The organism is Campylobacter sp. RKI_CA19_01121 (assembly GCF_025771295.1).
In the GTDB taxonomy this organism is placed as follows: domain Bacteria; phylum Campylobacterota; class Campylobacteria; order Campylobacterales; family Campylobacteraceae; genus Campylobacter_D.
The window spans coordinates 79,196-92,239 of sequence record NZ_JAKMQA010000007.1 but is presented as its reverse complement, the minus strand read 5'-3'; the positions used below and the strand labels follow the sequence as shown (position 1 = coordinate 92,239).

Sequence of the window (13,044 nt, the reverse complement as noted above, 5' to 3'; positions counted from 1 at the left end):
TTCATAACTTTTCCTTGATTGTTTTTTAATTTAATTTTATCTTATTTGCCTTTAAAAAATGTAAATTATTGTTTATTTTAGACTTTTTGCTATACAATGGTAAAAATATTTTAGGATTTTGTATGCAAAAACGCACTCAAATAAAAGGTTTTGAAAAGCTCAAACTCATTTTTATACTAGGCTTTTTATCTGCCATAGCACCACTTTCAACTGATATGTATTTACCTGCTTTAAATGAGGTAGAAAAAAGCTTTCAAACCAATTCTTTTTACACTCAACTTTCTCTTGCAAGTTTTTTTATAGCCTTTTCTTTGGGTCAGCTTTTTTATGGGCCATTAAGTGATGTATATGGTAGAAAAAAACCTTTATATATAGGACTTTTTCTTTTTATTTCTTCAAGCATTGCTTGTGTTTTAGTTGATTCCATTCATGCTTTTATAGCTTTGCGTTTTTTTGAAGCTTTGGGAGGTTGTGTGGGTGTAGTTGTAGCAAGAGCTATAGTAAATGATGTTTTTGAGCTTAAAGAAGCAGCGGGAGTTTATGCTTTGATGATGGTTTTTACTTCTTTAGCTCCTATGCTCTCTCCTACTTTTGGTGGGATTTTGCTTGAGTTTTTTTCTTGGCGTAGTATATTTTTGACATTGTTTATCTTAGGTTTTATTTTATTTTTACTTGTTATTTTTGCCTTAAAAGAAAGTAACCTCAACACCCAAGGTAAAAAATTCAATCACAAAGAAGTTGCAAAAAGTTACAAAAAAATCTTAAAAGATCGTCGTTTTGTGGTGTATTTGCTTTGTGGGAATTTAATCTTTGCAGGATTTTTTGCTTATTTAACTGGCTCATCTTTTGTTTTTACGCGTGTTTTTGAACTCAGCCCTCAACAATACGCAGCCCTTTTTGGAGCTCATGCTTTAAGTTTTGTTATATGTGCTAATATAAACGCAAGGATAGTTCTTAAACTCTCACCTTATTATGTTTTACCAAGAGCACTTATGATGATTACCTTTTTAACTTTTTTACTTATTTTAGGAGCAACTTTTGATCTAGGTTTTTGGGCTTTTGAAATTCCTTTATGTTTAATCATAGCAAGTTTGGGTTTTATCCTGCCAAATACCACCACTTTAGCTATGGCAAGATCAAAACAAAATGCAGGTAGTGCTTCAGCACTCTTAGGGGCAGCACAATTTGCTATGGCGGGAGTGATGGCATTTTTAGTAAGTCTTTTAAATGCTAATACACCTATATTTTTATCGCTTATTTTAGGAACTTGTGCATTTTTATCTTTGATTTCTTATCTGAGTTTGATTAATAAAAGAAAGTTAAGTAAAATCAAAAAGAAGTTAAGCGTGATTTCTCACGCTTAATTAAGCAATATTTTTGAAAAGATTCACTGACTATATCGAACCTTTTTCAAAAAACTTTATATTTATTTTCAAAACACTTATAAACAATTTATGTTAAAATTTCTCATCAATCAATAAAGGCTTTATTAATGAAAAAAATAGCTACTATTTTTGCAGGAGCCGAAGGATGTGGAAAAACTACCTTGTATTATAATGAACTTGAAAAAAACAAAGACTTTGGGCTTAGAATCAACATCGATGAAATTGTAAGTAGCTTTGGCGACTGGAAAAATCAAGAAGATCAATTTAGAGCTTCAAGGATAGCCATTAAAATGCGTGAAAACTATATCAAAAAAGCTTATGATTTTAACCAAGAAACCACACTTTGTGGCACTAGCATTTTATCTTTATTCAAAAAACTACAGAAAAATTCTTACACTATAAATCTTTACTACATCGGACTAGACTCTCCAAGTACGGCAAAGCAAAGAGTTAAAATTCGCGTTGCTAAAGGTGGGCATGATATAAAAGAAGAACTTATAGAAAAAAGATACTATGAGTCTTTACAAAATTTTAACACCGTTGCTAAATTTTGTAATCACATTACTATTTTTGATAATACCCAAAATTATAAAAAACTCTTAGAATTTAAAAACAATAAACTAGAAGTATTTGAAACTACTAAATGGCTAGAACCATTAATGATAAATTTTAAAAATCCAAGTTTATAAATTTTTATTTTAACTTGTCGATATGCAAATCATGCTACTCACTCCTTAAGGCAAGAAAGAAGTGAGTTAGCAATAGATTGAAGGCTTCAAGGTCATCAAGTATTACAAGGCTACCTTGATAACCTTGTAAAGCTTGATCCCAAGGTTTTAAAAACCTTGGGTTAGAATTATTGTTTTAATTGAAGCAAAGTATTTAAAAGCTGATCACTTGTGGTAATCGTTTTTGAGTTTGCTTGATAACCCCTTTGGATTACGATAAGCTCAGTTAATGCACGACTTAAATCCACGTTTGACATTTCTATAGCTGAGCCTTTTAAGCCCCCTCTACCACCTTCACCAGCATGACCTATAGTAGGTGTTCCTGAGTTTGCTGTCGCTTTGAAAAGGTTATTACCCATTTCTTCAAGACCCATATTATTTGGGAAAGTAGCTAGAGCAACCTTAGCTAAAGCTAGAGTTTTACCATTTGTAAATTCTCCATAAATATAACCATTCTCATCAGTTCTTAATGCATCTGGCTTTAAGTTACCCCCTGTGTAACCATCTGTTTCTTGTTTAGTGGTAGCTGAGTCTTTATCATAGCTTGTTAAACCATCAAAACCACCTGTTGTACCAAAGTCAAGTTTTATAACTTGATCAGGTTTTGAGCCGTTATTTCCAGTGAAGTTTAATACATTTGGCGTATAGCTTTGAAGTGAGCCATCATTACCAAATCTTAAATTTCCTACTACTATGTTTCCTGGGGCTCCGTCACCACTAAAATTTATCTCTGCAGGCTCAGGTACTGAGATGATGATAGACCACTCAGCTCCACCATCTGCTGTTTTACTTTGCTTAGTAAATTGCACAGTTAGCTCATGTCTAGTTCCTAATGAGTCAAAAATTTCTATACTAGCAGTGTGAGCTGATAAATACATGTCTTGAGAGTATTTTTCATTATTACCTGCATTGAAATTTCCATCTAAGGCGCTAAACATTGCTGTAAATTTATCATTGGTAGAAATTTTATTAGCTTCATTAGAATAACCCGTAACTTTAAAAGTCATATCCTTGGAATTATCATCTAACTTAGGATTTGTAATTTTATATCTACCATCACTTTCTACCACTACTTTCACACCAACATTCGCATCAGTTTGTTCTCTTTGTCCACTTCCATCATAATCCACTGCAAATCTAGCATCTCTTTGTAAAAGCTCTCTTAAATCCTCTGTAGTATGAAAAGTTCTTCTTCCAGTCATATCGGGCCAAGTTTGCATATCATCAGCTTGTGGATTCTCTCCAATATCTACACTATTTGAACTATAAATATACTCATGAGCAGTAATAACACTTACTGGACCATTTTGATTTCCTAATATAAAATTATTTCCAGGATTAGGAGGAGTAACGGTTATAGGATCTGCTTGAGCTCCAGTAGTAACTTGACCGCCAGCAGTATTTGTAGCACCCACTGTAATATTTAAATTCTTAGATTTTGCTGTAGTTCCTGTGCTATTATCATTAGTAAAAGTCATTCTACCGTCTACTATAGAAGCTACTACACCTGTTTCTGATGTTTTAGCGTTAATAGCATTGATAAAAGTATCTTTTCCTACACCTGTAGCTGTTATTTGAACACCATTAATTGTAATATCCAATGTAGCAGGAACCTGAGTACCGTCTTCTCCAGTATAACCCCAAAAAGTATAATTTGTATCTGGCTGAAAATCTGCCTGATTAGCTGGCAAATCTGCAGCAAACTGTTGATCGTTTGTCCATTTTGCCTCTTTATAGCTTACCCATATGCCTTGCCCATCTCTTAAATTTAAACCCTCACCCTGAGCATTAAATACTACGCCCATATCAATACCTTTTTCAGTTACTTGGGCTCCACTTTTTGAAGTAGTATAAAACTCAGTATGGCCAGTATCATTTTCATCTACAGTTGTTCCAGTATCTTCCCTATGACCATGAGTAGAATCTAGTGCATAAATAGGTCTTTTAGCAGAAGCATTAGCACCTAGGGTATTACCACTATCCAAATTTGCTGTAAGGCTTACTGAAGTACTTGGTCTAGCAGGCATGCTCATACCAGGTGGGATCACTATATCGCCTACTGAGGTTGAAGAGTCGATTTGCCCTGTTTCTTGATTATAGTTCCAACCTTGAACGGTATAGCCGTTATTATCTACGAAATTTCCTACAGCATCTGTTTTAAAGTCCCCTGCACGGGTATAATACTGAGTAGTACCACCATCATTTGAAACGATGAAAAATCCATCACCATTGATAGCCATATCGGTGTTTTTATCTGTAGTTTGGATATTACCTTGAGAGTGAATTCTAGTAGTAGAATTTACACCTGAACCAAGTCCTACTTGCATAGGGTTTTTACCACCTAGGTTACCATCTGGAGCTGTAGCTATCTTAGAAGTTTGACTCATAAGCGTTGAGAAATCCGCACGAGAATATTTAAAACCAAATGTATTAACATTGGCTATGTTGTTACCTTCTACATCCATTGCGTATTGATGTGCTTGGAGTCCAGAAACCCCAGCCCAAAGAGATCTCATCATAATTAAATCCTTTAAAAAATATTGCTTTGTGAATATCTCACAATCTTCTATTGCTTATGCAGATATAAAGCAATAAGTGTTCCAAAAATACAAATAAAATGTTATTTAATTGAATACATATATTGCAAAAGTATTTTAGTAAAATAATGGAGAAATCAAGCTTTTAGTCAAAAATTAATGTCTAAATTTTCATAACAAATTGTTATAAAAATGCATACTATGTCTTTAAAGTGTAAAGTTTTTTTAAAATTACTCGATATAGTCAGTGAATCTTTTCAAAAATATTGCTTAATTAAGCGTGAGAAATCACGCTTAACTTTTATTTCTTTCTTTTAATTTAGCAATCACATCATTTAAACTCAAATCCGCATCAGCTAATAAAACATCTAAATGATAAAGTAAATCAGCTGCTTCATTTATCAACTCATCTTTATCTTTAACAGTAGCAGCTAAAGCCGTTTCAACGCCTTCTTCGCCTACTTTTTGTGCTATGCGTTTAGTGCCTTTTGAAAAAAGTTCAGCCGTGTAAGAAGAGCTTGCACAGGTACTTTTACGTGAATTAATCAGTCTTTCAAGACGCGATAAAAACACAAAATCAGCCTTTTTAGAAAGCGTTTCAAAACAAGAAGTATCACCCGTGTGACAAGTAGCCCCGCTAGGTTTAACTAAAATCAAGATACAATCTCTATCGCAATCAAGCCCCATATCTATAATATGCAAAAAATTCCCACTCTGCTCGCCTTTCATCCACAAACGCTCTTTAGTGCGTGAGTAAAACACAACCTTTTGGTGCTTAAAACTCTCTCTTAAAGCTTGTTCATTCATAAAACCTTGCATTAAAACTTCACAAGAATGATAATCTTGAATGATCACAGGAACAAGGTTATTAACCTTTTGCCAGTTAATGCTTTTTATGAATTCTTCTTCATTTATCTTCATAGCTTTTCCTTTAAATACGAATTTGTATGCCTTGATCTTTTAAAAATAGTTTTAATTCTTTAATATCTATAAGTTTTTTATGAAACACTGAAGCTGCCAAAGCTCCATCAACACCAAGTTTAAAAGCATCTAAAAAATGCTCTTTGGCTCCTGCGCCACCGCTTGCTACTAAAGGCACAGGGCAAATCTGTCTAACTTTAGCAAGTTGATCAAGATCATAGCCCTTTCTCATACCATCTTGATTCATCATATTTAGCACGATTTCACCCGCTCCTAGCTCACATACTTGCTTTACCCACTCTAGTGTTTTTTTACCGCTATGATGAGATTTGCTCTCATCTCCGGTGTATTTATAGACTAAAAGTTCGTTGTTTTCATCTTTAAAAGTATCTATACCTACAACTACGCATTGCACTCCAAAGCTTTTTGCAAGGCGTGAGATTAAATCAGGGTCATTTAAAGCAGGGGAATTAATAGAAATTTTATCAGCACCATTTGCTAAAAGCTCTTTTGCGTCATCTTCGCTTTTTATACCCCCTGCAACACAAAATGGTATAGAGATATTTTGTGCTACTTTGCTTACCCAAGTTCTATCAATGCGCTCATTTTTAGCTGAAGCGGTTATATCATAAAATACAAGCTCATCAATGCCATTTTGTGAGTAGAATTTAGCAAGCTCGATGATATCGCCCATATCTTCATGGTTTTTAAATTGCACCCCTTTAACTACTCTACCATCTTTTACATCCAAACATGCGATTATGCGTTTTGCAAGCATTCTTGAGCCTCCTTTATGCTAAATTCTTTATCAAGCAAGGCTTTACCTACGATGATACCACTTACTATGCCATTTAACTTTTTAAAATCTTCTAAGCTTGCCACGCCTCCGCTTGCTTGAGTTTGTAAATGTGGGAATTTCTCATGCAAAGTTTTATATAAAGTGATATTTGCTCCACTCATCGTGCCATCTTTAGAAATATCTGTGCATAAAATGTGCTTTACATCTTTATAAAAATTTAAAAGCTCAAATAATTTTTCATCGCTTGTTTTACTCCATGCATCAACAGCCACAAAAAACTCATCTTTAATGTAAATACTATCAAGCGCTAAGACTATATTTTCTACGCCAAATTCATTTAAAAGCTTTTGTGTAAAGGCTTTGTTTTTAACCGCTAAAGAGCCTATAACTACGCGTTTAACACCACTATCAAACAAAGCTTTAACCTCATCTTTAGTGCGAACTCCTCCGCCTACTTGAAGATTTACTTTGATTTTAGAAGCTAGGTTTTCTATGAGTTTTAGTTGTCTTTTACTAGGATCTTTTGCACCGCTTAAATCCACCAAATGAAGCCAAGTAATGCCTTGAGCCTCATACTCTTGAAATTTAGCCAAAGGGTCAAAGCTGTATTCTTGCTTTTTAGCATAATCACCCTTATAAAGCCTTACTACTTTACCATCTATTAAGTCTAATGCTGGAATGATTTGAGTTTGCATTTTTACCTACATATTTATGAAATTTTTTAATAACACTTCACCTGCTTCGCCACTTCTTTCAGGGTGAAACTGCACACCATAAAAATTGTCTTTGTTTAAACTTGCACTAAATTTGGTAGAGTACTCACACTCTGCGATGGTGTATTCATTTAAGCCCACACAATAACTATGCACAAAATAAAAATAAGCTCCATCTAAGCCTTTAAAAAGCTCATGTGAGCTAAAGACTTGATTCCACCCCATATGCGGGAAAGTAAAATTTGCTTTTTCTTGGAATTTTTGCGTATCAAAAGGCATAATGCCAAGTGTTTTTTGGTGTAATTCTTCTGAAAATTTACCCAGAATTTGCATACCAAGACAAATTCCTAAAAGTGGTTTTGTAGTAGTTTGGATAAAATTTTCTAAACTAAGTGCTTGTAAATTTTCCATTGCTTTAGCTGCTGTGCCAACCCCAGGAAGCAAAAGCTTATCTGCTTGTGAGAGTTCTTTTAAATCATGCGTGATGATACTTTTTTGCCCTAAACGCTCGAGTGCAAAAGCAAGTGAAGCTAAATTCGCACAACCTGTATCTATAATAGCTAGTTTCATATCATTCTCTCTTGAAATAAATTTGCTTTTGTTAAAACTTTCAAATCGTTAATCTTGTTTTTAATCATTTGAAAATTTTTCTCTAACTCTATTTTACGATTTACAGAAATTTTAATAAATTCATCTTCCTTTTCAAACCCTATAAATTTTCTATTTAATAAATTAGCTGCAATCCCTGTAGTCGAACTTCCACTAAATGGATCGCAAATTAACGAATTTTCATTACTTGCCATTAAAACTAATCTAACAAGTAAGGATAGTGGCTTTTGGGTGGGATGTTTGCCATTATTTTTTTCCCACGGAGCTATAGCGCTAAATTGCCATACATCTCGCATTTGCTTATTATCATTTAATTTTTTCATCAACTCATAATTAAATATATGTTTATGTTTAGGACTTTTTCTAGCCCATATAATCTGTTCTGTAGAATGAGTTAAATATCTACAAGAAAAATTAGGCGGTGGGTTAGTTTTTTGCCAAGTAATAATATTTAAAATTTTAAAATCAAGTTTTTGTAAAATTCTGCCAAGAGAGAAAATATTATGATAAGTTCCGCTTATTAAAATACTTCCAGTATCTTTAAGTGCTATTTTTGCATTTGAAAGCCATTTTAAGTTAAACTCATCTATTTTTTCAATATCATCACCTTTATCCCATTGCCCCTTATTTACACTTACTATTTTACCACTTTGGATACTCAAACCATCATTAGATAAAAAATAAGGGGGATCTGCAAAGATTAGATCAATTTGATTTTTAAATTGAGGTAATAATTTATTACAATCATCTTGATAAAGCTGAAAAAGTTTATCTTTACTTGTAAAAATAGACTTAGACATTTTTTACCTTTAAGATAAAATCATTAATATTGGAAAGATTATAAATTTCTACTTTTTCATAAGCTTCTTCAAGTTTATTTTTTGCATCTAGCCAACCATATCCATCTGTAATCCATATAAATTCATATTGAGGAAATTGATCGAATTTTGGAGCTAATTCTTGATAGGCTCTAGCGACTTCATTTAATTTACTCCCTCCACTGGTATAAAAATTACACTCTATACAGTAAATTTTATCTGAAGTAAAAATCACAAAATCAAATTTTTTAACATCTAAGCCAAATATTTTTTCTATCTCTTTTAAATCTTCTATTTTAACCTGTTTTTTAAAATTTAATTTAAAGTTTGTAAAAATATTACTTATTAAATTTTCCATAGCATTACCGCTACGATTTTTTCTAGCATTAGTATCAAGTCCTACTTCTACTCCAAAAACAAAATCATTTAAATCTTTAATTTTTTTATTAAAAAATATTACAAACAGTCCACTTTCATAAATAAACTCATAAATTTTATGTGGCGTTTTTAAATAAGAATTCATGTTACATATTTGGCCAAAGCTGTTAAATAATTTTTCATTATCAGCATCTCTAACTGCAATTAATAAAGGTAAAACACTAAAAGCTTTTGGATATTCTTTGAAAAGTATTTCAATTTTTCCTTTAAGTTCATTATCTCCAACACCTAATAATAAATTTAAATGATTTAAAGCGATTTCAATTTCATCTTTATTTTTCAAACATTTTTCCCAATCTACATAAAAATCTAAATGTCTATTTGTAGCTTGCAAACTATTTATAAATTTTTCAAAACTAAGTTTATTTTTCATATCACTCCTTTAGAGCTTGCTAGGTTTTCATTTTCTATTTTTATAGCCATTTTTAAAGCTCTTGCAAAGGCTTTAAAAAGTCCTTCGGCCTTGTGATGATCGTTTTTGCCTTTAACTTTTAAATGCAAACTCGCACCCATAGCATAACTTAGTGAGTAGAAAAAATGCTCTATCATTTCTGTGCTTAATTCTCCAAGCTTTTCTTTTTTAAATTTAGCCTTATAAACTAAATGTGGCCTATTGCAAAAGTCAATCGCACAACTTGCTAAGCACTCATCCATAGGCAAAACAAAGCCATACCTTGCAATGCCTATTTTTTGATCTAGTGCACTTTTGATAGCCTCACCCAAAGCAAGTGCGACATCTTCTACACTATGATGTTCATCAACTTCTAAATCCCCTTTGCATTTTATCTCTAAAGATATATTTGTATGCGTAGCGATTTGCTCTAACATATGATCAAAAAATGCGATATTTGTTTTTATATCAGCTTTTGCTTTTTCATTAAAAGCTATTTTAACTTGAATTTGAGTTTCTTTGGTATTACGCTCTATACAGGCACTGCGGTAATTTTGCAAAATAAAATCAGCGATTTGCTCCCAGTTAAAATCGTTTTTATCATATTTTAAACCTTGAATTTCAAGATTTTGCGCCAAAAGCATATCGCTGTCTCTATCGCCTATGACAAAACTTTTATTTTTGTCATAAAGTTTATTTTTGATATAGTTTTCAAGCATGGCAGTTTTTGGCTTCCTACAGGCGCAATTTTCATGCTCAAAATGTGGGCATATAAAAATATCTTCAAATTCTATACCACAACTTTGAAAAACACTTAGCATTTTTTCATGAGCCTTGTCAAAATTTTCCCTAGGAAAAGAATTTGTGCCTAGGCCATCTTGATTACTCACCATAACAAATTTAAAACCAAAATTTTTTAACTTTAAAAGTGCATTGATGGCACCTTTTTCAAACTCAAGTTTTTCTAAAGAATCGATTTGAAAATCATCTTTTGGTTCATCAATGAGCGTGCCATCTCTATCAATAAATAAAATTTTTACACTCATTTTAGACTTTCTAATCTTAAACTCACGGCATTTTTATGCCCATCAAGCCCTTCAGCTGCTGCTAAAATTTCCACCACAGGCCCAAGCTTTTTAAAGCCTTCTTTACTAAGTTCTTGTACAGTCATTCTTTTCATAAAATCAGCCAGCCCTAAAGAAGAATAAGACTTAGTAAAACCATAAGTTGGCAATACATGATTTGTTCCACTTGCATAATCTCCCATGGATTCTGGAGAATACTCACCTAAAAATACTGAACCTGCATGCATAATATCATCAAGCAAGCTAGATGGATTTTGTGTATGAATGATCAAATGTTCGGGTGCATAGTCATTTGAAATACTTATGGCATGTTTTATATCTTTTGCAAGAATGATTTTAGAGTGTGCTAAAGATTTGGAAGCAATTTCTTTACGCGAGAGTTTTTCAAGCTGTAAAGCAACTTCACTATCTACTTCTTTGGCTAGTTTTTCACTTGTACAAACTAAAATCGCTTGAGAATCTGCTCCATGCTCAGCTTGTGAGAGTAAATCTGAAGCTATAAATTTAGCATTAGCAAACTCATCTGCTAAAACTAACACTTCAGAAGGTCCTGCTTGCATATCAATAGCTACTCCATGATTATTAACTTGCTTTTTGGCTTCAGTTACAAAAGCATTTCCGGGACCAAAAATTTTATCCACTTTTTGCACACTTTGCGTTCCATAAGCAAGCGCTGCTATGGCTCCTGCTCCACCTATTTGATACACTGCATCAACTTCGCAAAGTTTTGCTACAAAAGCAATGGCAGGGTGTAGTGGTGCTGGGGAAGCTAAGGCTATAAATTTACATTTTGCAATTTTAGCTGGGATAGCTAACATGAGTGCAGTTGAAAAAAGTGGTGCTAAGCCTCCTGGTATATAAAGTCCTACTTTTTCAATAGCTCTTGTTAGCACCTTACAAGTTACCCCTTCAAAGGTTTGAACTTCTATAGTTTGGCTTTCTTGAGCTTTGTGGAATTTATAGATATTTTCATAAGCTATTTTAATAGCTTGTTTTAACTCATCATCAATTTGCTCTGCTAAATTACTAAGCTCTTCATCACTTAGTTTGATGGAATTTAACTCTACTTTATCAAATTTTATAGCCATTTGTTTTAAAGCTTCATCGCCATTTATTTTGACATCTTCAATGATTTGTTCTACTATGGTTTTAACCTGTGCATTAGCGCTTATAGCAGGACGCTTGAGTGCTAATTCTTGTTCGCTTTGGTTTAATTTTTCAAAATCAAGTATTTGCATTTTTATCCTTTAAGAGAGCATTTTTTCAATAGGTAAAACTAAAATCGCACTTGCGCCTTCTTTTTTCAAAGCTTCCATAGTTTCCCAAAATAAATTTTCTTGACTTACCATATGTAGCGCCACTCTAGCTTTATCATTTTCTAAAGGTAAAATCGTAGGTTTTTCAACACCTGGTAACAAGGCTGTAATTTTTTCTAGCTTTTCAATAGGAGCATGCAACATGATATATTTTGACTCTCTTGCTTGCATAACTCCATTAATCCTAATGAGTAATTTATCGATTAATTCTTGTTTATGTGAAGCTAAACTTTCTTTTCTTTGGATTATGCAAGCTTTTGACTTATAAATCACCATAACTTCTTTAAGCCCATTTGCTTTCAAAGTAGCACCACTTGAAACTAAATCACAAATTCCATCAGCTAAATTTGCACTTGGCGCTACTTCAACTGAGCCTGTTAGCATACAAGTTTTATAAGGAATGTTATTTTCTTCCATAAAACGCTTTAAAAGCTGTGGATAAGAAGTTGCTATGCGTAAATTTTTAAAACTTTCTATACCTTTATACTCACTATTTTCTGGCAATGCTAAAGACAAACGGCACCCACCAAAATCAAGCTTTTTAAGCATTATAAAATCTGCGTTTTCGTTTTTTGATTTTCTTTCTAGTTCATTTTCTTCTAAAACATTTTCTCCAACTATGCCAAGATCTACTACTCCATCAAAAATTAGCCCTGGTATATCATCATCTCTTACTCTAAGTAAATCAATAGGTAAATTTGTAGAAAAAGCAATCAAGCTTTGATCATGTATGCGAAGTTTTACACCTATAGACTCAAGCAAGGCGATAGAGTCTTTACTTAAACGACCTGATTTTTGTATAGCTATGCGTAATCTTGAATTTTCTTGCATTTTTTTCCTTTTTTGTAGTTAAAAAGATTAATAGTAGCAAAAAATGGATAAAAATACAAAAAATAGTAAGTAAATAAATAAAAATAAGAAGTTTTTAGCCTTTAAAAAGGCTAAAAATTAAGCTACGAATTCGATGAAAGCCATTTCTGCAGCATCGCCACGGCGGATTCTTGTTTTGATAATTCTTGTATAACCACCGTTTCTATCTGCAAATTTAGGTGCGATTTCTGTTACAAGTTTATTTGTAGCTTCTTTATCTTGCAAGCTAGCAAAAACTGCTCTGTGAGCATTGAAATCACCTTTTCTTGCACGAGTGATCAATCTTTCAACATAACCTCTTAATTCTTTTGCTTTAGGTAATGTTGTTTCTATTTTACCTGCTTTAATAATAGCAATGGTAAGGTTTTTTAATAAGGCTGCACGGTGAGTAGAAGTGCGACCTAACTTTCTATATCCATGTCTATGTCTCATTG

13 protein-coding genes are annotated in these 13,044 nt (G+C 32.9%); 2 read left to right on the top strand and 11 right to left on the bottom strand.

What is annotated here, in order from left to right; all coding sequences use genetic code 11:
• The first annotated feature begins 122 nt into the window (after nucleotides 1–122).
• Together L8T90_RS05105 and L8T90_RS05100 are read left to right on the top strand one after the other, a co-directional pair.
• A complete protein-coding gene (locus L8T90_RS05105) occupies nucleotides 123–1,364 on the top strand; it encodes a multidrug effflux MFS transporter (RefSeq protein WP_263736893.1) in 1,242 nt (413 codons plus the stop codon).
• Between the two features lie 128 nt (nucleotides 1,365–1,492).
• On the top strand, nucleotides 1,493–2,074 hold the full coding sequence (locus L8T90_RS05100; RefSeq protein ID WP_214118545.1) for a zeta toxin family protein: 582 nt from the start codon (nucleotides 1,493–1,495) through the stop codon (nucleotides 2,072–2,074).
• 167 nt (nucleotides 2,075–2,241) lie between these two features.
• Here the strand turns inward: L8T90_RS05100 and flgE are convergent, their stop codons facing one another.
• From flgE to rplQ, 11 genes are all read right to left on the bottom strand, one after another.
• Complete coding sequence (gene flgE, locus L8T90_RS05095; RefSeq protein WP_263736892.1) at nucleotides 2,242–4,632, bottom strand: flagellar hook protein FlgE; 2,391 nt, start codon at nucleotides 4,630–4,632, stop codon at nucleotides 2,242–2,244.
• 312 nt (nucleotides 4,633–4,944) lie between these two features.
• On the bottom strand, nucleotides 4,945–5,571 hold the full coding sequence (gene hisIE / locus L8T90_RS05090; RefSeq protein WP_263708708.1) for a bifunctional phosphoribosyl-AMP cyclohydrolase/phosphoribosyl-ATP diphosphatase HisIE: 627 nt from the start codon (nucleotides 5,569–5,571) through the stop codon (nucleotides 4,945–4,947).
• A 10-nt stretch (nucleotides 5,572–5,581) separates the two neighbouring features.
• Nucleotides 5,582–6,349 carry an imidazole glycerol phosphate synthase subunit HisF gene (gene hisF, locus L8T90_RS05085; RefSeq protein ID WP_039625107.1) on the bottom strand — a complete coding sequence of 256 codons (768 nt, stop codon included), beginning with the start codon at nucleotides 6,347–6,349 and terminating at the stop codon, nucleotides 5,582–5,584.
• Nucleotides 6,331–7,065, bottom strand: coding sequence for a 1-(5-phosphoribosyl)-5-[(5-phosphoribosylamino)methylideneamino]imidazole-4-carboxamide isomerase (gene hisA, locus L8T90_RS05080; protein WP_263736891.1), 735 nt, complete (start codon nucleotides 7,063–7,065; stop codon nucleotides 6,331–6,333). The genes hisF and hisA overlap by 19 nt, the downstream gene beginning before the upstream one ends.
• A gap of 6 nt (nucleotides 7,066–7,071) precedes the next feature.
• The gene (gene hisH / locus L8T90_RS05075) at nucleotides 7,072–7,653 is read right to left on the bottom strand and encodes an imidazole glycerol phosphate synthase subunit HisH (RefSeq protein WP_263736890.1); all 582 of its coding nucleotides are present in this window, start codon (nucleotides 7,651–7,653) and stop codon (nucleotides 7,072–7,074) included.
• Nucleotides 7,650–8,492 carry a DNA-methyltransferase gene (locus L8T90_RS05070; protein ID WP_263736889.1) on the bottom strand — a complete coding sequence of 281 codons (843 nt, stop codon included), beginning with the start codon at nucleotides 8,490–8,492 and terminating at the stop codon, nucleotides 7,650–7,652. The genes hisH and L8T90_RS05070 overlap by 4 nt, the downstream gene beginning before the upstream one ends.
• The gene (locus L8T90_RS05065; protein WP_263726690.1) at nucleotides 8,485–9,321 is read right to left on the bottom strand and encodes a type II restriction endonuclease; all 837 of its coding nucleotides are present in this window, start codon (nucleotides 9,319–9,321) and stop codon (nucleotides 8,485–8,487) included. The genes L8T90_RS05070 and L8T90_RS05065 overlap by 8 nt, the downstream gene beginning before the upstream one ends.
• Nucleotides 9,318–10,385, bottom strand: a complete 1,068-nt coding sequence (gene hisB, locus L8T90_RS05060; RefSeq protein ID WP_263736888.1) for a bifunctional histidinol-phosphatase/imidazoleglycerol-phosphate dehydratase HisB — start codon at nucleotides 10,383–10,385, stop codon at nucleotides 9,318–9,320. The genes L8T90_RS05065 and hisB overlap by 4 nt, the downstream gene beginning before the upstream one ends.
• Nucleotides 10,382–11,662, bottom strand: a complete 1,281-nt coding sequence (gene hisD / locus L8T90_RS05055) for a histidinol dehydrogenase (protein ID WP_263736887.1) — start codon at nucleotides 11,660–11,662, stop codon at nucleotides 10,382–10,384. Before hisD ends, hisB begins: the two co-directional genes overlap by 4 nt.
• A gap of 9 nt (nucleotides 11,663–11,671) precedes the next feature.
• Nucleotides 11,672–12,571, bottom strand: a complete 900-nt coding sequence (gene hisG, locus L8T90_RS05050; protein WP_039667846.1) for an ATP phosphoribosyltransferase — start codon at nucleotides 12,569–12,571, stop codon at nucleotides 11,672–11,674.
• A 117-nt stretch (nucleotides 12,572–12,688) separates the two neighbouring features.
• The gene (gene rplQ, locus L8T90_RS05045) at nucleotides 12,689–13,042 is read right to left on the bottom strand and encodes a 50S ribosomal protein L17 (RefSeq protein WP_012660847.1); all 354 of its coding nucleotides are present in this window, start codon (nucleotides 13,040–13,042) and stop codon (nucleotides 12,689–12,691) included.
• Nucleotides 13,043–13,044 lie beyond the last annotated feature (2 nt).